Annotated in this window: 18 protein-coding genes and 3 tRNA genes; 9 read left to right on the top strand and 12 right to left on the bottom strand. The window is 62.6% G+C overall.

Annotation, left to right across the window (positions count from 1 at the left end; translation table 11 throughout):
• The first annotated feature begins 5 nt into the window (after positions 1 to 5).
• The 6 genes from Q4S45_RS09105 to Q4S45_RS09080 all read left to right on the top strand — a co-directional run bounded on the left by Q4S45_RS09105 (position 6) and on the right by Q4S45_RS09080 (position 3,361).
• Positions 6 to 680 carry an ankyrin repeat domain-containing protein gene (locus Q4S45_RS09105; protein WP_305511133.1) on the top strand — a complete coding sequence of 225 codons (675 nt, stop codon included), beginning with the start codon at positions 6 to 8 and terminating at the stop codon, positions 678 to 680.
• Between the two features lie 110 nt (positions 681 to 790).
• Positions 791 to 1,714, top strand: a complete 924-nt coding sequence (locus Q4S45_RS09100; RefSeq protein WP_305511132.1) for a methyltransferase domain-containing protein — start codon at positions 791 to 793, stop codon at positions 1,712 to 1,714.
• Between the two features lie 111 nt (positions 1,715 to 1,825).
• Complete coding sequence (locus Q4S45_RS09095) at positions 1,826 to 2,074, top strand: hypothetical protein (RefSeq protein ID WP_305511131.1); 249 nt, start codon at positions 1,826 to 1,828, stop codon at positions 2,072 to 2,074.
• A 128-nt stretch (positions 2,075 to 2,202) separates the two neighbouring features.
• Entirely contained in the window at positions 2,203 to 2,403 is a 201-nt protein-coding gene (locus Q4S45_RS09090; protein ID WP_305511129.1) for a hypothetical protein, read from the top strand.
• Positions 2,404 to 2,519: 116 nt separating this feature from the next.
• Entirely contained in the window at positions 2,520 to 2,744 is a 225-nt protein-coding gene (locus Q4S45_RS09085; protein WP_305511127.1) for a DUF6139 family protein, read from the top strand.
• A 191-nt stretch (positions 2,745 to 2,935) separates the two neighbouring features.
• Positions 2,936 to 3,361, top strand: a complete 426-nt coding sequence (locus Q4S45_RS09080) for a DUF1801 domain-containing protein (RefSeq protein ID WP_305511126.1) — start codon at positions 2,936 to 2,938, stop codon at positions 3,359 to 3,361.
• Positions 3,362 to 3,627: 266 nt separating this feature from the next.
• On the opposite strand, the gene Q4S45_RS09075 is transcribed toward Q4S45_RS09080, so the two are convergent.
• The 12 genes from Q4S45_RS09075 to Q4S45_RS09020 all read right to left on the bottom strand — a co-directional run bounded on the left by Q4S45_RS09075 (position 3,628) and on the right by Q4S45_RS09020 (position 17,908).
• The gene (locus Q4S45_RS09075; RefSeq protein ID WP_305511125.1) at positions 3,628 to 4,131 is read right to left on the bottom strand and encodes a pyridoxamine 5'-phosphate oxidase family protein; all 504 of its coding nucleotides are present in this window, start codon (positions 4,129 to 4,131) and stop codon (positions 3,628 to 3,630) included.
• 268 nt (positions 4,132 to 4,399) lie between these two features.
• Entirely contained in the window at positions 4,400 to 6,289 is a 1,890-nt protein-coding gene (locus tag Q4S45_RS09070; RefSeq protein ID WP_305511123.1) for a SurA N-terminal domain-containing protein, read from the bottom strand.
• Positions 6,290 to 6,374: 85 nt separating this feature from the next.
• Positions 6,375 to 6,451, bottom strand: a tRNA-Asp gene (locus tag Q4S45_RS09065).
• Positions 6,452 to 6,468: 17 nt separating this feature from the next.
• Positions 6,469 to 6,545 (bottom strand) — tRNA-Asp (locus Q4S45_RS09060).
• A 74-nt stretch (positions 6,546 to 6,619) separates the two neighbouring features.
• The gene (locus Q4S45_RS09055; protein WP_305511121.1) at positions 6,620 to 6,892 is read right to left on the bottom strand and encodes an HU family DNA-binding protein; all 273 of its coding nucleotides are present in this window, start codon (positions 6,890 to 6,892) and stop codon (positions 6,620 to 6,622) included.
• A gap of 269 nt (positions 6,893 to 7,161) precedes the next feature.
• Entirely contained in the window at positions 7,162 to 9,570 is a 2,409-nt protein-coding gene (gene lon, locus Q4S45_RS09050; protein WP_305511119.1) for an endopeptidase La, read from the bottom strand.
• A gap of 283 nt (positions 9,571 to 9,853) precedes the next feature.
• The gene (clpX, locus tag Q4S45_RS09045; protein ID WP_305511118.1) at positions 9,854 to 11,122 is read right to left on the bottom strand and encodes an ATP-dependent Clp protease ATP-binding subunit ClpX; all 1,269 of its coding nucleotides are present in this window, start codon (positions 11,120 to 11,122) and stop codon (positions 9,854 to 9,856) included.
• 173 nt (positions 11,123 to 11,295) lie between these two features.
• A complete protein-coding gene (gene clpP / locus Q4S45_RS09040) occupies positions 11,296 to 11,913 on the bottom strand; it encodes an ATP-dependent Clp endopeptidase proteolytic subunit ClpP (RefSeq protein ID WP_305511116.1) in 618 nt (205 codons plus the stop codon).
• A 42-nt stretch (positions 11,914 to 11,955) separates the two neighbouring features.
• Positions 11,956 to 13,296: a trigger factor gene (tig, locus tag Q4S45_RS09035; protein ID WP_305511115.1), complete on the bottom strand. Its 1,341-nt coding sequence runs from the start codon at positions 13,294 to 13,296 to the stop codon at positions 11,956 to 11,958.
• 37 nt (positions 13,297 to 13,333) lie between these two features.
• Positions 13,334 to 13,420: transfer RNA gene (locus tag Q4S45_RS09030), tRNA-Leu, on the bottom strand.
• A 286-nt stretch (positions 13,421 to 13,706) separates the two neighbouring features.
• The gene (locus tag Q4S45_RS09025) at positions 13,707 to 16,823 is read right to left on the bottom strand and encodes an efflux RND transporter permease subunit (protein WP_305511113.1); all 3,117 of its coding nucleotides are present in this window, start codon (positions 16,821 to 16,823) and stop codon (positions 13,707 to 13,709) included.
• Complete coding sequence (locus tag Q4S45_RS09020) at positions 16,820 to 17,908, bottom strand: efflux RND transporter periplasmic adaptor subunit (RefSeq protein ID WP_305511111.1); 1,089 nt, start codon at positions 17,906 to 17,908, stop codon at positions 16,820 to 16,822. The genes Q4S45_RS09025 and Q4S45_RS09020 overlap by 4 nt, the downstream gene beginning before the upstream one ends.
• Positions 17,909 to 18,011: 103 nt before the next feature.
• On the opposite strand from Q4S45_RS09020, the gene hpnC reads away from it, so the two are divergent.
• From hpnC to hpnE, 3 genes are all read left to right on the top strand, one after another.
• On the top strand, positions 18,012 to 18,842 hold the full coding sequence (hpnC, locus tag Q4S45_RS09015) for a squalene synthase HpnC (RefSeq protein WP_305511109.1): 831 nt from the start codon (positions 18,012 to 18,014) through the stop codon (positions 18,840 to 18,842).
• Between the two features lie 192 nt (positions 18,843 to 19,034).
• Positions 19,035 to 19,868, top strand: coding sequence for a presqualene diphosphate synthase HpnD (hpnD, locus tag Q4S45_RS09010; RefSeq protein WP_305511107.1), 834 nt, complete (start codon positions 19,035 to 19,037; stop codon positions 19,866 to 19,868).
• Positions 19,861 to 21,177: a hydroxysqualene dehydroxylase HpnE gene (gene hpnE / locus Q4S45_RS09005; protein ID WP_305511105.1), complete on the top strand. Its 1,317-nt coding sequence runs from the start codon at positions 19,861 to 19,863 to the stop codon at positions 21,175 to 21,177. Before hpnD ends, hpnE begins: the two co-directional genes overlap by 8 nt.
• The last annotated feature ends 132 nt before the right edge of the window (positions 21,178 to 21,309 follow it).

Here is a 21,309-nt window from a genome sequence, read left to right as displayed (position 1 = left end):
AGCTGATGTCGATACTGATCCGTCGCATGATTCGTTGCGTCTGTATCATGATGCTGGGCTGCATCGGATCGACCGCCGCGCTGGCCGCCACCACCGACGAAGTTACCGGATTCTTCCGCGCGGTGCAGATGGACGACGCCACCACGGTCAGGCGCATGATCGCCGCGAAAACGCTGGGGCCGAACGCGATCGACCCGCGCAGCGGCGAATCGGCGCTGATCCTGGCGCTGCGCGAAGGGTCGAACCGCGTGGTCGACACATTGCTGACCGAGCCGTCGATCGACCTCGAAATCAACGCGCCCAACACCAATACCGCGCTGATGATGGCCGCGTTCAAGCACAACAAGACGGCCGTGATCGCCATGCTGTGGAAGGGCGCCAAGGTCAACCGGCCGGGCTGGACGGCGCTGCATTACGCGTCCGCGAGCGGGGACGACGACATCGCCAGGATCCTGCTGCTGCATGGCGCACAGATCGACGCCGAGGCGCCGGCCAAGTTCACGCCGCTGATGATTGCCGCACGCGAAGGCCAGGAATCGACCGTGCGAGTGCTGCTGGAAGAGGGCGCCGACGCCACCCGCCAGAACAGCGAATCGCTCACCGCCGCGCAAATCGCCCTGCGCGCCGACAAGCCGCGCATCGCCGCGGACATCGACGCGCACCTGGCCGCGAAAAAATAGGCCAAACCCCGAAATGGCATGGAAAAGCAATTGACCTTGCCGCATGGTATTCCCGCCCGATTGTCGATAATGGCTACGCCGTACCGATAACACGCATTAAAAGGAAAACCATGTTGAACGAACGCGAAATCGAGAGCTGCTACCTGGGGCAATTCATCCCCGTCCATTACCATCACAACATGCTGATGGACCAGAACCGGATGCACGGTTTCAAGTCGGCGATCAATTACGCGGTCAAGCCTGGCGCCAAGGTGCTCGAGCTGGGCGGCGGCACCGGCGTGCTGTCGTGGTTCGCGGCGGCCAAGGCCGACAAGGTCTATTGCGTCGAGTTCAATCCGGACATGGTCAAGGAAGCGCGCAAGTTCATGGCGATGAATCCGAATGGCCACAAGGTCGAGGTGATCCATGCCGATGCGTTCGAATACCTGCCGCCGGAGCCGGTGGACGTGGTCATCTGCGAGATGATCCACGTGGGCATGCTGCGCGAGAAGCAGGTCGAGGTGATGGAATCGTTCAAGCGGCGCTACCTGGCCCGTTTCGGCGGCCCGCTGCCGGTGTTCATGCCCGAAGCGGTCATCATGGCGGTGCAGCCGCTGCAGCTGGAATACGATTTCGAAGGCTTCTACGCACCGATCGTGCAATTCCAGGAAACCACCGTTGTCTATCCGGGCACGGTCGAATTGGCGGCGCCGGCGGTGTACAGCGTGATGGACTTTAGCCAGCCGACCGACACGCAGATCGCGTGGGAAGGCCAGTTCGTGGTCGAGAAAGCGGGCACGCTGAACGCGCTGCGCTTCATCACCAAGAACATCCTCGCCGTGGTGCCGGAAGAATCGGGCACGATCGACTGGCTGAACCACTACATGTCGCTGCCGCTGGCCACGCCGCTTGCGGTGCGTGCGGGCGACGTGCTGAACGTCAGCTTCCACTATCGCGCAGGCGGCTCGTTGCCATCGCTCGAAGCGACCATGCGCGCGGAAGTTGTGACCCAGGGCGTGGCGGAGCCGGCCCAGCGCGCGGCCGAATTCGCCTGATTTTCAGGCATTTCACGGTCTGGCTGCGGCAGGCGCAGCGGTTTTCCCGACGCCGGCCAGCGCCAGGCCGTAAAATGTGGGTCTTCGGATCCACATTTTTGAGCATCTCCCATGGAAAACATCGACCAGCGTTATCTCGTACAACAAAACAAAATCAGCGACGGCGAAACCAAGCCGCCCGTCTTCGCCAAAGTCATGCGCGGCAAGGACGGCAAGTTCGAGGGCGTTTCCTTCATCAAGAACAAGGAAAAGGCGACGGTGATGACGGTGGCCGAGGCCAAGCAGGCGATCGACTGGGCGCTGAGCAAGAAGCCCAATTCCAAAGAGTACGCCACCAAGATCATCTGCCTGGGCCAATAAGCCACCGCTTATCCTCAAATTTCGCCTCTCGTTCGCGCTGGCGTGCGTTTCGTCGCACGGTGTTTGCCCGCCGGCAGCGCGCGCCTTACAGTAGCCTCACGTAAATCGTCTTCCTGATGGAGAACGCAATGATGAGTTTCCTGGTGTGGTTGGTGCTGCTGTTCCTGTGCTGGCCGCTGGCCTTGCTCGCGCTGGTGCTGTATCCGCTGGCATGGGTGATCCTGCTGCCGTTTCGCCTCATCGGCATCGGCGTCGAGGCGGTGTTCGAACTGCTGCGCGCGGTCGTCATGTTGCCGGCGCGGATACTGCGCGGCAGTCCCGGGCGCTAGGATCGCCAGTGTGCTGCAACTAACAGACGGCGCGCCGGCGCCGGCCTAAGGTAAGACTCGGACCCGATTTTCACCCCGAATGCATCGGTCCGTCTTCACTGATAGGAAAAATCATCATGCGCTTGGACATTTACCGCAGGGCCGAGAACGACGGCAAGTTCTCTTATCTGGCCGTCCCGGAAACCCGCAATATTCCCGAAGAAGCCACCAACACCGACTGGCAGGTCGAGGCGAGGGCGGTCGAGGTCGAAGACGACGCCGAGCACCTGGAAGACTACGAGATCAATCGCGTGTCCGAGCAGATCGCCGAAAAAGGCTACGCAGTAACCTCGTTGCATTGAATTCAGACGGCCGTGCCGTCGACATCCCCACGATCGGCCAGTACAAGTCCGTTGTACTGGCCGATCGTTCGCTTTCGCTCTCCCTATAGATTTTCGTTCTGGACCTCGATTCCTTTAGAATTGGTGCACACTGCCGTTCGCTCAGCATTGAAGCAGACGCCGCATAACCAATAACAAAGGGACAAGCAACCATGGACAAGTCGAAAAGCGCGCTGACTAATGACAACGATTCGGCGTCGCAGTTCATCGACGCGAAGATCGAGGAGTTGGGCGGTTGGCGCGGCGAGACGCTGGCGCGGGTACGCAGCATCATCAAGCAAGCCGTTCCCGAGGTCGTCGAAACAGTCAAATGGCGCGGCGTCCCGGTGTGGGAACACTCGGGCATCATCTGCACCGGCGAAACTTACAAGACTGCGGTAAAGCTGACCTTCGCCAAAGGCGCGACTCTGGACGATCCGGCTCGTCTATTCAATTCCAGCCTAGAAGGAAACACCCGACGTGCCATCGATATTCACGAGGGCGAGACAATTGACGAAGCGGCGTTGAAGGCGCTCGTTCGCGCCGCCGCCGTCTTGAACGTTTCGGCATCCACCGTGCGTAGAAAGGCTGTTCGCTAGTCCTGTATGCAGCGGTTCGCGCGATCCAATGCGAAAAATGAACGGACTGTAAGGTCACACCGATTTTCGGATAATTTATATTATGTCAAATGATGTTCGGACGATGCCGGGCTTTCGTTCTCTTCTTTAGGATCTTAACCAATCTGCGGACCCAGCCTCAAAGACCGCGCCGCAGCTGCCGCCTCCCTCTTCAATCGCCTGCCCGACAAACGGCGCGCCAATTGGCGATCCGACCGCGCACTCGGCGCGGCTGGATTGGCGCACGCCTACAGTTTGATCTTGCCGTGTTCACCGGGCTCGATCTCCGGGCGTGTGCCGGTAATCGCCGCCTTGGCCATCTCGAACATCTGCGTGACCTTGTTCTCGTTCGAGTCCCAGAAGTGGACGGTGCGTGCCGCCACCCGCACCAGCACCACGTGCGGATCATCGACGCCGTTCGGGAACCAGGCGGCAACCATCGGATTCCACAGCGAGCGGATGCGCTCGCGGTCCACCACTCGTTCGGCAGTGCCGCTGATCGACACGTACAGGCTGTCGGCCGGCTCCGCGAAGCTGAGGTTGACCTTCGGATTGGCGGCGATGTTCTCCCACAGGTCGGTCGCGGTCGACGTATAGAACCACAGCCCGCCGTCGGCGTCGACTTCCTGGTTGGTCATCGGCTGGCTGGTCAGGTGGCCGTGCGCATCCACGGTGGTGAACATGGCGAAACGCACCGGCTTGATCTTGTCGCGAAGTTCGGCGACATGGGCGGAATGGTCGTAGGCGGACATGGGAATTCCTTCACTCGTTGGTAAGAATAGTTTAGCGAAGGTTGATCGTAGCCGCTGTCATGGACAAACTCTGTGCGCGCGCGAACGGAAGGGCTTGCGAAAAGGTCCATGCGACGCGACCCTGGGGTTGAACGCGCCGGCGAATCTGCCGTCGGGGCGACTAGGTTCAGGCCGCGCGACAAAAACGGGGTCAGGTCCGCAGGACCAGACCCCAAAAACAAAAGACCCGTACGCTTTCACGTACGGGTCTTTTGGAGGAAGGACTGACTTACTTGGCGGCGGTAGCGGCCGGCTGGTGCAGCACCTTGACCTTGGCTTTCTGCTTGATCACTTCGGTGTAGTTGTACATGTCCTGCTGGCCCAGCGCACTCGCGATCTGCTCGAGCTCGGACTTGCGGCGGGCCGCGTCCGGCGCCGCTGCCTGCGCCACTTTGCCGATGCGGTACACGCCGTAGCCCTGGCCCGGCAGGTCCACGCCCACGTAGGCCGGCAGCTTCGACACATCGGCTTTCAGCACGGCCAGCGCGGCCGCCGGATTGATCGCCGGCTGCTTGATGCGGCTGACGACCTTCGCCTCGCCGAAACCGGCAGCATCGCCCGACGCCTTGGCTGCGGCCAGCTTGGCCTCGCCCGCCTTGTGCGCCAGCTTGGCCGCTTCTTCGACCGTTACGCGCTGGCGGATCACCGCCTCGACTTCGGCCAGCGGACGCTTGCTCGCCGGCCTGAATTCGACCACGCGGCCGGCGATCAGGGTGTTCGGACCGGCCTGCACCGCTTCCGTGTTGCGCTTGTTCTTGACTGCGTCGTCGCTGAAGATCGCGGCGAGGAACTTGGCGTTGTTGTACGGCGCCGCGGCCAGCGCCGGCGATGGCGTACGGGTCAGGTTGTCGACCGTCTCGATCTTCAGCTTGAGCTTGTCGGCGGCAGGCTTCAGGCTCTCCGACTGCTCGTACAGCGTATTGTTGAACTGCTCCGCCAGTTCCGAGTACTTCTTCGACATCTTCTGCTTCTTCAGTTCGGCGGCGATCTCGTCCTTTGCCTGCTCCAGCGACTTCTGCATCGCCGGCTTGAGCGAGGTGACGGTGATGATGTGGAAACCGTATTCCGACGGCACCACGCCGCTGATCTCGCCCTGCTTGAGCTGGAAGATCGCGTCTTCGACGGACTTGACGAATGCGCCCTTCTCCACCACGCCCAGGTCGCCGCCCAGTTCGGCCGAACCCGGATCCTGCGAGTTTTCCTTGGCCAGCTTGGCGAAATCGGCTGGATTCTTTTTCACTTGCGCGAGCAGCGCGTTGGCCTTGGCCTGTGCGGCTGCCTTTTCGGCGGCCGTCGCGTCCTTCTTCACTGTGATCAGGATGTGGCTGGCCTTGCGCTCTTCCTTGGTGGCGAAACGCTGCTGGTTCTTGGCGTAGAAATCGGCGATCTCGGCGTCGCTGACGGCGACCTGGCCTTCCAGCGTCTCAGGCGTGAAGAGCACGTACTCCGCCTTCACCTGCTCGGGAATCTGGAACATCGCGCCGTTCTTGTCGTAGTAGGCCTTGACCATCTCGTCGGTCACCTTGACTTGCGAGGCGTACTCGCTGGCCGGGAGCACCAGTTCCTGCACTTCGCGCTCTTCGTCGTTGATGTCGGACAGGCGCGTGGCGACCGTGCGCGGCGCGAACGCGGTCGCTTCGACGGCGCCGGTCAGCTGCTGCATCGCCAGGTCGCGGCGCACGCGGGCGTCGAGGCCGACCGTGGTCAGGCCCTGCGCGGCGGCGACCGCCTTGTAGCGTTCGACGTCGCCGCTGAACTGCTCCTGGTAGAAACGGGCCAGGATCGCGTCGGTGATGGTCAGGTGGTTGCGCGCCACTTCGCCCGACAGCGCGCGTTCGGCGATCAGGTTGTCGAGGATGGCCTTCTTGGCTTCCGGCGTTTCAAACAGCTTCTGGTCGAATTGCGCGCCCATCATCTGGCGATAGCGGTCGATCTGGCTGCGCTGCGCCGATTCCCACTCCTGCTGCGTGATTTTCAGGCCGTTCACGTTGGCGACGGCGTTCGCGTCGCCGCCCTTGTCTTGGTAGCTGCTGACACCAACGAGCACGAACGACGGCAGGATCAGCAACATCAGCAAAATCTGCATCAGGCGCTTGTGGGTACGAATAAATTCAAACATGGTCAACCAATTCTTGTCGAGAGAATGCGATTAAATTTCAGACAAAAAAAAAGACGAACTCACGTTCGCCTTTCTTTCTTAATGCTGGCGGAGCGGACGGGACTCGAACCCGCGACCCCCGACGTGACAGGCCGGTATTCTAACCAACTGAACTACCACTCCTAATTCGGTGTGTTTTTTGGCGGAGCGGACGGGACTCGAACCCGCGACCCCCGACGTGACAGGCCGGTATTCTAACCAACTGAACTACCGCTCCGTTAAACACAATTTACTGCCAACCCGGATGTCACTCCTGGCTGCTTCTGGCGATTGTCACCTCGCCAAAGGCAATTAGTTTACTGCATCTTTCAGCGCTTTGCCAGCTTTAAATTTAGGAACTTTAGCGGCAGCGATTTTGATGGCTTCATTGGTGCGCGGATTGCGGCCGGTACGCGCTGCGCGCTCGCCCACGGTGAAGGTGCCGAAGCCGACCAGCGTGACGCTGTCGTTGTTCTTCAGGCTGGTGGTGACCGCTTCCATCATGGCGTCGAGTGCGCGCGTGGCGGAGGCCTTGGTGATGTCCGCCGACTTCGCGATTTCTTCGATTAGTTCTGTCTTGTTCACTCGATTCCCCATCCCTTGTTAAGTTCACGCGGTAGCGCGCGGCGGAAAAAATCCGCAGGGCGTATTAAACAAGCCGCCACCGTGTGTGTCAAGCGTGATCGCCGATTGCCGAATCGCAGATGGGGTCAGGTCCGCAGGACCAGACCCCGATGCTGCCAGCGCCGCGTCACGGCGCCGGGGTCTGGTCCTGCGGACCTGACCCCATTTTTGACGACACCACAAAAAAACAGGCACCACGAAGGCGCCTGCTTGACTGCTTGAAGAACCGCTTAGTGCTTGACGACCTCGCTCTGGCCATCGGCCTGCGCCGCCGCCGGCACGGCAGCCACCGGCGCCGCTTCGACGATCGCCTCAGGGAGGCGTTCCAGCGCGATCTCCAGCACCTTGTCGATCCAGCGCACCGGCACGATCTCGAGCTTGTTCTTCACCGTGTCAGGGATCTCGGCCAGGTCCTTGACGTTCTGCTCGGGGATCAGGACCGTCTTGATGCCGCCGCGCTGAGCCGCCAGCAGCTTCTCTTTCAGGCCGCCGATCGGCAGCACTTCGCCGCGCAGCGTGATCTCGCCCGTCATCGCCACATCGGCGCGCACCGGGATGCCGGTGAACACCGACACCAGCGCGGTCGTCATCGCGATACCGGCCGATGGACCATCCTTCGGCGTCGCGCCTTCCGGCACGTGGATGTGGATGTCGCTCTTCTCGAACACTTCGTTCTTGATGCCGAGGCGGTTGGCGCGCGAACGCACCACCGTGCGGGCCGCTTCGATCGACTCCTTCATCACGTCGCCCAAGGTACCGGTGCGCACGACGGCGCCCTTGCCCGGAATCTGCACCGCTTCGATGGTGAGCAGGTCGCCGCCCACTTCGGTCCACGCAAGGCCGACCACCTGGCCGACCTGGTTTTCCTTTTCGGCGACGCCGAAATCGTAGCGCCGCACGCCGAGGAACTTGTCGAGGTTCTTGTTGCTGACGATGACCTTTTTATCGGACTTCTTCAGCAGGAGCATCTTGACGACCTTGCGGCAGATCTTCGAGATTTCGCGCTCGAGCGAACGCACGCCGGCTTCGCGGGTGTAGTAGCGGATGATGTCGCGGATCGCCGACTCGGCCACGCTGATCTCGTCTTCCTTCAGGCCGTTCGCCTTGACCTGCTTTGGCAGCAGGTAGCGCTGGGCGATGCTGGTCTTCTCGTCTTCCGTGTAACCGGACAGGCGGATCACTTCCATGCGGTCGAGCAGCGCCGGCGGGATGTTGTACGAGTTCGAGGTCGCCACGAACATCACGTCCGACAGGTCGAAGTCCACTTCAATGTAGTGGTCCGAGAACGTGTGGTTCTGCTCCGGATCGAGCACCTCGAGCAGCGCCGACGACGGGTCGCCGCGGAAGTCCGCGCCCATCTTGTCGATCTCGTCGAGCAGGAACAGCGGGTTGCGCACGCCGACCTTCGACAGCGACTGCAGCACCTTGCCCGGCATCGAGCCGATGTAGGTGCGGCGGTGGCCGCGGATCTCGGCTTCGTCGCGCACGCCGCCCAGCGCCATGCGCACGAACTTGCGGTTCGTCGCACGCGCGATCGACTGGCCGAGCGAGGTCTTGCCGACGCCCGGAGGGCCGACGAAGCACAGGATCGGGGCCTTCAGCTTGTCCACGCGCTGCTGGACCGCGAGGTATTCCAGGATGCGTTCCTTGACCTTGTCGAGGCCATAGTGGTCGCCCTCGAGCACCTTCTCGGCGTTCGACAGGTCGTTGTTGACCTTGGACTTCTTCTTCCACGGCAGGCCGACCAGGGTGTCGATGTAGTTGCGCACCACGGTCGCTTCGGCGGACATCGGCGACATCAGCTTGAGCTTTTTCAGCTCGTTGGTGGCCTTGTCGAGCGCCTCTTTCGGCATCTTGGCGGCGATGACTTTCTTTTCGAGCTCGTCGATGTCGGCGCCGTCTTCGCCCTCGCCCAGTTCCTTCTGGATGGCTTTGACCTGTTCGTTCAGGTAGTACTCGCGCTGCGACTTTTCCATCTGGCGCTTGACGCGGCCGCGGATGCGCTTTTCGACCTGCAGGATGTCGAGTTCGCCTTCCAGCTGGCCGAGCAGGTGCTCGAGGCGCTTGGCGACGTTGAAGATTTCCAGGATGACCTGCTTCTGCTCGAGCTTGAGCGGCAGGTGCGCCGCCACGGTGTCGGCCAGGCGGCCGGCGTCGTCGATGCCCGACAGCGAGGCCAGGATCTCGGGCGGGATCTTCTTGTTCAGTTTGACGTACTGGTCGAACTGCTGGACGATCGCGCGGCGCATCGCCTCGACTTCGGAATCGTCGCCGATTTCCGAATTGATCGGGGTCAGGTCGGCGATGAAATGGGTCGGCGCATCGCTGATGTGGTTGATGCGGGCGCGCTGGGCGCCTTCGACCAGCACCTTGACGGTGCCGTCGGGCAGCTTAAGCATCTGCAGGATGTTCGCCACGCAGCCGATTTCGTAGATGTCGGACGCCGACGGCTCGTCCTTCGCGGCGGCCTTCTGGGCGGCCAGCATGATGCTCTTGCCCTGCTCCATCGCGGCTTCGAGGGCCTTGATCGATTTAGGGCGACCAACAAACAGTGGTATTACCATATGCGGAAACACGACCACGTCGCGCAACGGCAATAAGGGCAGCGTCGTTTGCTCGGTTAATTTCGAAGTTGTCATGGCATACCTTATAGAAAGCGTGAATACGATGTTGGCACTCGCTGCCTGAAAACAAGGCCGGTCTGCAAAAATATTTTCGACAAGTAATTCTATTGCATCGTCGATGTATTACGTGAATTACCGGCACGGTCCGAAAGGTTTATTAAACGCCAAATAAAAAAGCCACCGCACGGCAAGTGCCGCGAGTGGCTTTTCGATTGAAGCCTGATTCTTTTTTTGAGATAAATTGTACCGCCAAGAATTAACCCGCACACCGGATTTGTCGCATGTGTGCGGGGAAATTTCAGTTTTCCCCCGATGCTTTGGCCGGTTCGCTGTAAATCAGTAACGGTTTGGCGCCATTCGTGATCGTATTTTCATCAATTACGACCTTGACGACGTTTTGCTGATTTGGCAATTCGTACATCACATCGAGCAAAGCATGTTCCAGGATCGAACGCAAACCGCGCGCGCCGGTCTTGCGCGCCAATGCCTTGCGGGCAATTGCGTGCATCGCGGCCGGACGAATTTCCAGCTCGGCGCCTTCCATTTCCAGCAACTTGGAATATTGCTTGATCAGCGCGTTTTTCGGCTCGACCAGGATCTGGATCAGCGCGTCTTCGGTCAGCTCGTTGAGCGTGGCGACGACCGGCAGGCGGCCGACCAGTTCCGGAATCAGGCCGAACTTGATCAGGTCTTCCGGCTCGGCTTCCAGCAAAATTTCGCTGTTGGCGCGCTGGGTCTGGCTCTTGACGCTGGCCGAGAAGCCGATGCCGCTCTTTTCCGAGCGGTTCTGGATGATCTTGACCAGGCCGTCGAAAGCGCCGCCGCAGATGAACATGATGTTGGTCGTGTCGATCTGGACGAAGTCCTGGTTCGGGTGCTTGCGCCCGCCCTGCGGCGGCACCGATGCCATCGTGCCTTCGATCAGTTTCAGAAGCGCCTGCTGCACGCCTTCGCCCGAGACGTCGCGGGTAATCGACGGATTGTCCGACTTGCGCGAAATCTTGTCGATCTCGTCGATGTAGACGATGCCGCGCTGGGCCTTCTCGACTTCGTAGTTGCAGCTTTGCAGCAGCTTCTGGATGATGTTCTCGACGTCCTCGCCGACATAGCCGGCTTCCGTCAGCGTGGTCGCATCGGCGATCACGAACGGGACGTTGAGCATGCGCGCCAGGGTCTGGGCCAGCAGGGTCTTGCCCGAGCCGGTCGGTCCCACCAGCAGGATGTTCGACTTGGCCAGCTCGACGTCATCCTTCTTGCCCAGGTGCTTGAGGCGCTTGTAATGGTTGTAGACCGCCACCGACAGTATGCGCTTGGCAGTCTGCTGGCCGATCACGTACTGGTCGAGCAACTCGGCGATCTCGTGCGGGGTCGGCAAGTCGGACTTGGCGCCCGTCACCGCCTCGACGCTGGTGGTCTCGTCGCGGATGATGTCGTTGCACAGATCGATGCACTCGTCGCAGATGAACACGGACGGGCCGGCGATGAGCTTCTTCACCTCGTGCTGGCTCTTGCCGCAGAACGAGCAGTACAGGAGTTTTTCGCCGCTGGAGGATTTTTTGTCTGACATGGGGCAGATTTCTAAAAGATTGCTGTGAATATAACGCTAATACGGGTGCGCAACAAGGTGCCGATAAGTGCCATGCTACCCGAAATAAAAACGAAACGCCCGAACGTTGAAGCGCTCGGGCGTTTTCAGCAACACCACCCGGGGCCCGACCAGAAGCCTGACCCCGGCGTGCATCATGCTCGGCTGGTCAATACCTTGTCGATCAGTCCATAGTCGGCGGCTTCTTCGCCCGACATGAAACGATCGCGGTCGGTATCTTTGTGGATCTGTTCCATCGTCTTGCCGGTACGGTCGGCCAGGATCTTGTTCAGGCGCTCGCGCAGGTACAGGATTTCCTTGGCCTGGATTTCGATGTCCGAGGCCTGCCCTTGCGAGCCGCCCGAAGGCTGGTGAATCATGATGCGCGAGTTCGGCAACGAGAAACGCTTGCCCTTGGCGCCAGCGGCCAGCAGGAAGGCGCCCATCGAGGCGGCCATGCCGGTGCACAGCGTCGAGACGTCGGGCTTGATGAAGTTCATGGTATCGAAGATCGCCAGGCCGGCCGAGACCGAGCCGCCAGGCGAGTTGATGTAGAGCGAAATGTCCTTGTCGGGATTTTCGCTCTCCAGGAACAGCAGCTGCGCCACGATCAGGTTTGCCATCTGGTCATTGACCGGGCCCACCAGGAAAATCACGCGTTCCTTCAGCAGGCGCGAGTAAATGTCGTAGGCGCGCTCGCCGCGCCCACTCTGCTCGACCACCATCGGCACGAGGCCAAGTGCTTGTGTGTCCAATGCCGGATTATGATTCATGGCTTCTCTTTCCTCGTTATCTGACCGCAGCTTAAAGCAACTTTAAGCTTGTGCGTTGCTGCCCATCAATTCGTCGAAGGCTACTTCTTTCGCGGTGACCTTCGCCTTGCCCAGGACGTAGTTAACGACGTTTTCTTCCAATACAAGGGCTTCGACCTCAGCCAGGCGGCGACGGTCGCTGTAGTAGTACTTCAGCACTTCCTTCGGATCTTCGTAGCTCTGCGCGAAGTCTTCGATCTGGGCCTTCACCTGCTCTTGCGTGGCTTGCAGGTTATTTTCCGAAACCAGGCTCGACAGGATCAGGCCCAGGCGCACACGGCGCTCTGCCTTGGTGGCGAACAGCTCTGGCGGGAATGGCATGTTCTTGACGTCCATGCCGCGCTGCGCCATGTCCTGGCGGGTCATCTCGGCCAGGCGCTCGGTGTCCTGGGCGATCATGACCTTCGGCACCTCCATGTCGGTGACCTTGACCAGGGCGTCCATCACGGCTTCCTTGTTGCGGGCCTTGACGCGGCCGGCGACTTCGCGCTCGAGGTTGGTCTTGATGTCGGCGCGCATCTTGGCGGCGTCGCCGTCTTCGATGCCCAGCGACTTGGCGAATTCAGCATCGACTTCCGGCAGGTGGGCCCACTCGAGCGCCTTCAGGGTGATGGTGAACTGGGCAGTCTTGCCGGCCACATCCTTGCCGTGGTAGTCCGCCGGGAAGGCCAGGTCGAAAGTCTTCGACTCGCCCACTTTCAGGCCAACGGTCGCCGCTTCGAATTCCGGCAGCATGCGGCCTTCGCCGAGCACGAATGCGTAGTCTTCAGCTTTGCCGCCTGGGAACTCCACGCCGTCGATCGAGCCGACGAAGTCCACGGTCACGCGGTCGCCGTTGGCTGCGACAGCTTCGCCGCCGTCGCCGTGTTCGCCAGCTTCGCCCTTGGTGTGGTAGTGCACGCGCTGCTTGCGCAGGATGTCGATGGTCTTGTCGATCTCGGCGTCCGACACGTCGGCCTTGACGGTCTCGATTTCGACGGCCGACAGGTCGCCGACGGCAACTTCCGGATAGACTTCGAAGGTCGCGTCAAAGCTCAGCATGCCTTCGGCGCTGTCTTCTTTCGGCTCGATTTTCGGGAAACCGGCAACGCGCAGTTCGTTTTCGTTGGCGGCCTGGTTAAAGGCGCGGCCAACTTTGTCGTTCAGCACGTCCGATTCGATCTGGTAGCCGTACTGGGCTGCGACCATCTTCAGAGGAACCTTGCCTGGGCGGAAGCCCGGCGCCTTGGCCGTTTTGGCCTGCTGCTTCAAGCGCTTTTCAACTTCCGTACGGACGTCAGCCAGCGGAAAAGAGATCGTCATGCGACGCTCGAGTTTACCCAGGGTTTCGACTGCAGTTGCCATTGTAAAAATCGTCCAAAAAAAGTGTCAATATCATTCGTGGTGCGAGGAGGGGGACTCGAACCCCCACACCATTGCTGGCGTCAGGACCTAAACCTGGTGCGTCTACCAATTTCGCCATCCTCGCGGGATCGCAGCCGGATTGTACCGGATGCACCTGGTCGGCCGGCCAATACCAGCCGCCGGAAAACACAAAGGGCGCCCGACAATGAAACCGGCCGCCCTGCACTGCCTTGGTTAGGGGCTACAACTTCAACCCGGTATTTTACTGTATTTTCTGACACGACAGGGCTTTTTTCGATGTCGCCCCAGGCTTGTCGTTCCTGCGCAGGCAGGAACCCATACTGAGCATGAGTTAGTCAGCATGGGCCCCTGCCTGCGCAGGGGCGACGGCCAGGATCTTCCCCTGCGGGTCAGACCCCAGCCGCCGGCTTCTTCACCCGGAACCAAGCCGCATACAGGGCCGGCAGGAACAGCAGGGTCAAGCCCGTCGCCACCACCAGCCCGCCCATGATCGCCACCGCCATCGGCCCCCAGAACACGGAGCGCGACAGCGGGATCATCGCCAACGCCGCAGCGGCTGCCGTCAGGATGATCGGCCGGCAGCGCCGCACCGCCGACTCGACGATCGCGTCCCACGGCTCGGCGCCGTTGGCGATGTCTTTTTCGATCTGGTCGACCAGGATCACCGAATTGCGGATCACCATGCCGAACAGCGCGATCACGCCGAGATTGGCCACGAAGCCGAACGGCCGGTGCAGGATCAGGAGCGCCATCGCTGCGCCGGCGATGCCTAGCGGGCCGGTGAGGAACACCATTACCGCGCGCGAGAAGCTGTGCAGCTGCAGCATCAGCAAGGTGAACACGATGAACAGCACCAGCGGCACGTTGGCCGTGATCGACGCTTCGGCCGCCTTGCTGTCGGCCGCGGCGCCGGCCAGCTTGATGGCGTAGCCGGGCGGCAGGCTGGCGCGCAAGCCCGCCAGCTTCTCGCCCACCTGCGCCGATACGGTCGGCCCCTGGATGCCGTCGGCCACATCGGACTGCACCGTGATCGCCCATTCGCGCCCTTCGCGCCACACCACGCCGGGCTCCCACACGAAATGCGGCCTGGCGATCTGCGAGATCGTGATCGTCTTGCCCGACGCCGTCGCGATCGTCGAGTCGTTCAGCAGTTCCATCGTCGCGCGCTCCTCGTACGGCTCGCGCACCACGATGTCGATCAGCCGGTTCTCTTCACGGAACTGGCCGATCGGCGTGCCCGACAGGATGGTGTTCGCCGCGCGCATCACGCTTTGCGACGACACGCCGAGCGCGCGCAGCTTGTCCTGGTCAAGCTCGAGGCGCAGCACCTTCACCGATTCGTTCCAGTTGTCGTTCACGCCCAGCGCATTGGGATTGGCGCGCAGGATGTCCTTGACCTGGTCGGCGAGCTTGCGCACGATGTTCACGTCCGGGCCGGCGACCAGGAACTGCACCGGATACGGCACCGGCGGCCCGTTCGGCAGCAGCTTCACGCGCCCGCGCACTTCGGGGAAGTCTGTCTTGAACACCTCGACGATCTTCTTGCGCAGCGTCTCGCGCGCGGCGAGGTCGGTCGGCAGCACGACGATCTGCGACACGTTCGTCTGCGGGAATATCTGGTCGAGCGGCAGGTAGAAGCGCGGGCTGCCCGTGCCCACGTAGCTGGTCACGCTTTCCACGCCCGGCTGCCTGCGGATGAAGGCCTCGAACTTCTTCACCTGCGCTTCGTTGGCCGGGAATGCCGCGCCCTCCGGGAGCCACATCTCCACCATCAGCTCGCGCCGGCTCGAATCGGGGAAGAACTGCTTCTCGATGAAGTTGAAACCGAATACGCCCAGCGCGAACACCAGCAAGGTCAGCGCGATGGTGGTCTTGCGCCACTCGACGCAGCGATCGACCAGGCGCCGGAAGCGCCGGTAGCCTTCCGTGTCGAACACGTCGTGCTCGCTCTCGCCGTGCGCATGCGGTTTGACCTTCAGCAGCAGGAAGCCGATGTAGGGCGTGAACATCACCGCCGCCACCCACGACACCAGCAGCGCGATCGCGTTCACCGAGAACATCGTGAAGGTGTATTCGCCCGCGGCCGACTTGGCCAGCCCGATCGGCAGGAAGCCGGCCGCAGTGATCAGGGTGCCGGTCAGCATCGGCATCGCGGTGGAAGTGAAGGCGAAGGTCGCCGCTTCGAAGCGCGACAGGCCCTCCTCCATTTTCCGCACCATCATTTCAACGGCGATGATGGCGTCGTCCACCAGCAGGCCAAGCGCGATGATCAGGGCGCCGAGCGATATCTTGTGCAGGTCGATCGACAGCACGTTCATGAACAGGAAGGTAATCGCCAGCACCAGCGGGATGGTCAGCGCCACCACCAGGCCGGGCCGCACGTCCAGGCGCAGCGGCTTGGTGTGCAGTCCGAGCGCGACGAAGCTCACCCCCAGCACGATCAGCACCGCCTCGATCAGGGTGTGAATGAACTCGCTGACCGACTCGGTGACGGCGCGCGGCTGGTTCGACACGCGGTGCAGCTCGATCCCCACCGGCAGCTGCGACTTGATCCGCGCCAGCGTCTCATCGAGGCCTTTGCCCATTTCGATGATGTTGCCGCCCTTCTCCATCGACACGCCCAGCCCGATCACCTCCATGCCGTTGAAGCGCATCTTGTCCTGCGGCGGATCCTGGTATTCGCGCTTGATGGTGGCGATGTCGCCCAGACGCACCGTACGTCTGGAGTCTGACCCCGCGGGGTCAGACCCTGGCGCCTGCAACTGCAGATCTTCGAGTTCCTTGACCGTCTTGAGCGCGCCGGTCACGCGCACTTGCAGGTTGTCGGTGGGCGTGACGAGCACGCCGGTCGATTCCACCGCGTTCTGGGTGGCGATCTGGCTGACGATGGCCTCGAACGGCAAGCCAAGCTGGGCGAACTTCTTGTGCGACAGGAGGATATTGATCTTCTCTTCCTGCACGCCGAATTGTTCGACCTTGGCCACCAGCGGCACCCGCAGCAATTGCTGGCGCACGAAGTCGGCGTAATCCTTCACCTCTTTATAGCTGAAGCCTTCGCCCGACAGCGCGACGATCGAGCCGTAGGTGTCGCCGAATTCGTCGTTGAAGAACGGGCCACGCACGCCGGCCGGCAAGGTGGCGGCGATGTCGCCCAGCTTCTTGCGCACCTGGTACCAGGACGCCGCGGTCTCTTTTGGCGGCGTCGATTCGCGCAGCTGCAGGATGATCAAGGTTTCGCCCGGCTTCGAGTAGCTCTTGATCTTGTCGATGTACGGCGTCTCCTGCAGCTTGCGTTCGAGCTTGTCGGTGACCTGTTCGGCCATCTGCACCGCGGTGGCGCCCGGCCACACGGCGCGCACCACCATGTTACGGAAGGTAAACGGCGGATCCTCGTCCTGGCCGAGGCTGGCGTAGCTGACGATCCCGCCGATCAGCAGCGCGGCGATCAGGTAGCGCGTGAGCGGAATGTGTTCGAGCGCCCAGCGCGACAGGTTGAAGCCCTTCATTTCGCGGCCTCGGCGGGCATCAGCTTGACCTTCTGGCCGGCCTTGAGCAGGTTGGCGCCGGCCGTCACGACCACCTGGCCCGGCGCGGCGCCCGAGACCAGCACCACGTCGTTGCCGGACACGCCGCCGATCTGCACCGGCGCCATGCGCACCGCGCCGTTCTCGACCACCCACACCGACGTCACGCCCTTTTCCTGCACCAGCGCGCTCAAAGGCACGACGATGCGTGGGCTGGCGGAGTTGGACGAAAACTGCACTTGCGCCGTCATGCCCAGCTTGACGCCCTGCTGCGCCGCTGGAATCGACACCTTGATCTGGTAGGTGCGCGTGGCGGGATCGGCCACCGGCGACACTTCGCGCACCTTGCCCGGAATGACCACGCCCGGATTGGCCCACAGCCGCACCGTCACGTCGGCCACCTTGCGCAAGGTGTCGACCTTGTCCTCAGGGACACCGATGACGATCTCCTTTTCGTCCAGCCGCGCCACCCGCACCACCGGCGCGCCAGGAGTGACCACCTGGCCCACTTCGGCATCGACCGCCGTTACCACGCCCTCGATGTCGGACACCAGCGTGGCGTAGCCGGCCTGGTTGGACTGGCCGCGGTAGCCCGCCTGCGCCGCATCGACGCTGGCTTGCGCCGCCTTGTACGCGGACACCTTCGCGTCGATCACGGCCTGGCTGACGAAGTTCTTGCTGCGCAGCTCCTGGTAGCGCTTCATCTCCGCGCGCGCCAGATCGCGGTTCGTTTCGGCGGCTCGCAAATTTGCCAGCCCCTGGGCCGCGGACAGCTTCAGGTCCTGCGGGTCGAGCTGCATCAGCACGTCGCCGCGCTTGACCGCGCTGCCGACATCGACCTTGCGCGCGGTGATCTTGCCGCCGACTCGAAACGCCAGCCGCGATTCGAAGCGGGGCTTCACCTCGCCGGAAAACTCGGCGTTGACGCCGACGCTGCCGGCAGCCAGCGTCATGGTGCGCACGGGACGGATTTCCTCGGTCTTTTCGGGGGCTTTGGAGCAGGCGGACAACAAGGTGGCAAAGGCAGCGAGCGCAAAGGCCCGGCGCGCGAATTTGGATGCGGACACGATGATTTCCTTTATTATGCGGCAGCTAAGGCGACAAGCTTTCTATTTTGAAATTATTATAACCGCAATTCCAAACAAATGACTTTTGCGTCATTTACTGTCCATGCCTGTCGATCACTACGAAAATTTCCCGGTTGCCTCCTTCCTGCTGCCCAAACGGCTGGTGCCCGCGGTCGAGGCGATCTACGCGTTCGCCCGCAGTGCCGACGACATCGCCGATGAGGGCGACGCCACGCCCGCAGAACGCCTGGCAGGGCTGGCGCGCTACGAACAGGCGCTGGACGCGATCGCCCGCGGCGAAGCGACGGACGACCCGATGTTCGCGCGCCTGGCCGCCGTGATCAGCCAGTACAAGCTGCCGCTGCAGCCGTTTCGCGACCTGCTGTCCGCGTTCCGGCAGGATGTCGCTGTCAAGCGCTACCCGGATTTTGCCGCCCTGCTCGACTACTGCCGGCGCTCGGCCAACCCGGTCGGGCTGTTGATGCTGTGCCTGTACGGCGCCGCGGATGAGAATAATGTACGCGAATCCGATGCGATCTGCTCTTCCTTACAGCTGATCAACTTCCTGCAGGATGTCGCCATCGACCGCGAAAAAGACCGCATCTACCTGCCGGCAGACGACCTGGCGCGCTTCGGCGTGGACCCGGCCGCGCTGCGCGGCTGGACGGCCGATGCGCGCTGGCGTGAGCTGATGGCGTTCGAAGTGGCGCGCGCCCGTGCGGTGATGCTGTCGGGCGCCCCGCTGGCGCTGCGCCTGCCGGGCCGCATCGGCTGGGAACTGCGGCTGGTGGTGCAAGGCGGCCTGCGCATCCTCGAATCGATCGAACGCGCCGATTACGACGTCTTTACGCGCCGCCCGAAACTCGGGCCTTTCGACTGGCTGATCGTCGCCTGGCGCGCCTTGTGGATGAGGGGTCCGGTCCTGCGGACCTGACCCCATGTTAAGAATCTCGACAGATCAAGATGGGGTCAGGTCCGCGGGACCAGACCCCGGCGATGCGTGCGCTGCCGGTCTCGCCCGATCTTTGTCGCCGCCGCAGCCAAAAATCCATGCGTCCACGGCCCGCATTGCCTGCCGGACCTATAGAATAGCGGCTTCGATTCGCCAATAATTGCATTTTTATCCATGTCCCCCGACGAATACTGCCAGCAAAAAACCGTCCAGAGCGGCTCCAGCTTCTACTACAGCTTCCTGTTCCTGCCGCCCGAACGGCGCCGGGCGATTACCGCGCTGTACGCGTTCTGCCGGGAAGTGGACGACACGGTCGACGAAGCGACCGACGAATCGATCGCGCGCATCAAGCTGGCCTGGTGGCGCACCGAAGTGTCGGCCATGTACAAGGGCGGCGGCACCCATCCCGTAATGCTGGCGCTGCAGCCGCACCTGGCCGTCTACAACCTGCAGGAGCAGCACATGCAGGCGATCATCGACGGCATGGAAATGGACCTGAACCAGTCGCGCTACCTCGACTACCCTGCCCTCAAAAAATACTGCTGGCACGTCGCCAGCGTGGTCGGCATCCTGTCGGCCAGCATTTTCGGCGTGACCAATCCGCGCACGCTCGAATACGCCGAGAAGCTGGGCCTGGCCTTCCAGCTGACGAACATCATCCGCGACGTTGGCGAAGACGCGCGCAAGGGCCGCATCTACCTGCCGATCAGCGAACTGCAGCAGTTCGGCGTAACGGCGGCGGACCTGCTCAACGCGCGCCACAGCGACAAGTTCGAGGCGCTGATGAAGTTCCAGTCGGCGCGCGCGCAAGCCACCTATGACGAAGCGTTCGCGCTGCTGCCGCTGGAAGACCGGCGCGCCCAGCGTCCCGGCCTGATGATGGCGGCGATCTACCGCGCCGTGCTCGGCGAAATCGAGCGCGACAACTTCAACGTGCTGACCCATCGCACTTCGCTGACCCCGCTGCGCAAGCTCTGGCTGGCGTGGAAAACCTACATCCGTGGCTGATTCGGGCAAACGCGTCGCCGTCGTCGGCGGCGGCTGGGCGGGTTGCGCCGCGGCGGTGGAGCTGGCCGGCGCCGGCTGCGCCGTCACGCTGTTCGAAGCGGCGCGCACCTTGGGCGGACGCGCGCGCGCGGTGGAGCTGCACGGCCGGATGCTCGACAACGGCCAGCACATCCTGCTTGGCGCTTACAACGAGACGCTGCGGCTGCTGAACCGGGTCGGCGTGGATCCGAAGGCGGCGCTGCTGCACCTGCCGCTGCAGATGCGCTATCCGCCTGCCAGCGGCGGCATGGACTTCGTCGCACCGCGCCTGCCCGCGCCGCTGCACATGGCAGCCGCGCTGCTGCGCGCCAGCGGCCTCGCGTTCGCCGACAAGATGGCGCTGGCGCGCTTCTCGTCGACCGCGCGCTGGATGGGCTGGCAACTGAACGTCGATTGCAGCGTCAGCGAACTGCTGGAGCGCTTCGACCAGACGCCGCGGCTGGTGCAGCTGATGTGGCGCCCGCTGTGCCTCGCCGCGCTGAACACGCCGCCTGAGCGCGCGTCCGCCAGGGTATTTCTCGCGGTGCTGCGCGACAGCCTGGGCGCGAAGCGCGCCGCTTCGGACATGCTGCTGCCGCGACTGGACCTGCACACCTTGTTCCCGCGCGCGGCGGCAGCCTTTGTCGAACAGCGGGGCGGCGCCGTGCATTGTGGCGCGAAAGTGGCAGCCATCGAGGCAAGCGGGGGTGGCTGGCAGGTGGAGGCGACCGGCGCCGCGGTCGGCGGCGCATGCAGCTTGGCGTTCGATTCGGTAGTGCTGGCGGTGCCGCCGCCCGCCGCCGCGGCCCTGGCGCCGGGGCTGGCGGAGTCGCTGTCGGTGTTCGGGTACGAACCGATCACCACCTGTTACCTGCAATACGATGCCGGCGTGCGGCTCGTCCAGCCTTTCTACGCGCTGATCGACGATCCGGAAACCGGCCGCTGGGGCCAGTTCGTGTTCGACCGCGGTCAGCTCGACGCCGGCCAGTCGGGCCTGTTGTCCGTGGTCGTCAGCGCGTCGCTCGACGCCGCGGCGCTCGGTCAGGCGGCGCTGGCGCAGGCGATCGCACAGCAACTGACGGAAATATTCGGACTCGCCAGCCCGAGCTGGACCCAGGTGATCACCGAAAAGCGGGCGACGTTTTCCTGCACGCCGGGCCTGCCGCGGCCGCCGGTGCAAACCGCGCTGCCCGGACTGGCGCTGGCCGGCGACTACACGGCCAGTGACTATCCGGCAACCCTCGAAACGGCGGTGCGCAGCGGGGTGGCGGCGGCGCGGGCGTTGGCATGAGTCGAAGTCCAACGCCTGGGCTCAGCGGCGCGAGCGATTATCGCCCTATAGCGTCGCCTGCCCCGCGAATCTTGCAGCCTGTCGCATCCCGGTGGTTTCGCCCGGGCGCGGTCGGTACAGTAGCACCATCGA

It is taken from the genome of Massilia sp. R2A-15 (assembly GCF_030704305.1).
Lineage (GTDB): Bacteria > Pseudomonadota > Gammaproteobacteria > Burkholderiales > Burkholderiaceae_D > JAFCUW01.
Note: the sequence above shows the minus strand (reverse complement) of the source record. Positions and strands in the feature narration are given on the sequence as shown.

Bases quoted from the DNA above. Each gene is read 5' to 3' on its own strand.
- Q4S45_RS09105 (WP_305511133.1), top strand. From the start codon at position 6: ATGTCGATACTGATCCGTCGCATGATTCGTTGCGTCTGTATCATGATG.
- Q4S45_RS09100 (WP_305511132.1), top strand. From the start codon at position 791: ATGTTGAACGAACGCGAAATCGAGAGCTGCTACCTGGGGCAATTCATC.
- Q4S45_RS09095 (WP_305511131.1), top strand. From the start codon at position 1,826: ATGGAAAACATCGACCAGCGTTATCTCGTACAACAAAACAAAATCAGC.
- Q4S45_RS09090 (WP_305511129.1), top strand. From the start codon at position 2,203: ATGATGAGTTTCCTGGTGTGGTTGGTGCTGCTGTTCCTGTGCTGGCCG.
- Q4S45_RS09085 (WP_305511127.1), top strand. From the start codon at position 2,520: ATGCGCTTGGACATTTACCGCAGGGCCGAGAACGACGGCAAGTTCTCT.
- Q4S45_RS09080 (WP_305511126.1), top strand. From the start codon at position 2,936: ATGGACAAGTCGAAAAGCGCGCTGACTAATGACAACGATTCGGCGTCG.
- Q4S45_RS09075 (WP_305511125.1), bottom strand. From the start codon at position 4,131: ATGTCCGCCTACGACCATTCCGCCCATGTCGCCGAACTTCGCGACAAG.
- Q4S45_RS09070 (WP_305511123.1), bottom strand. From the start codon at position 6,289: ATGTTTGAATTTATTCGTACCCACAAGCGCCTGATGCAGATTTTGCTG.
- lon (WP_305511119.1), bottom strand. From the start codon at position 9,570: ATGACAACTTCGAAATTAACCGAGCAAACGACGCTGCCCTTATTGCCG.
- clpX (WP_305511118.1), bottom strand. From the start codon at position 11,122: ATGTCAGACAAAAAATCCTCCAGCGGCGAAAAACTCCTGTACTGCTCG.
- clpP (WP_305511116.1), bottom strand. From the start codon at position 11,913: ATGAATCATAATCCGGCATTGGACACACAAGCACTTGGCCTCGTGCCG.
- tig (WP_305511115.1), bottom strand. From the start codon at position 13,296: ATGGCAACTGCAGTCGAAACCCTGGGTAAACTCGAGCGTCGCATGACG.
- Q4S45_RS09025 (WP_305511113.1), bottom strand. From the start codon at position 16,823: ATGAAGGGCTTCAACCTGTCGCGCTGGGCGCTCGAACACATTCCGCTC.
- hpnC (WP_305511109.1), top strand. From the start codon at position 18,012: ATGCCTGTCGATCACTACGAAAATTTCCCGGTTGCCTCCTTCCTGCTG.
- hpnD (WP_305511107.1), top strand. From the start codon at position 19,035: ATGTCCCCCGACGAATACTGCCAGCAAAAAACCGTCCAGAGCGGCTCC.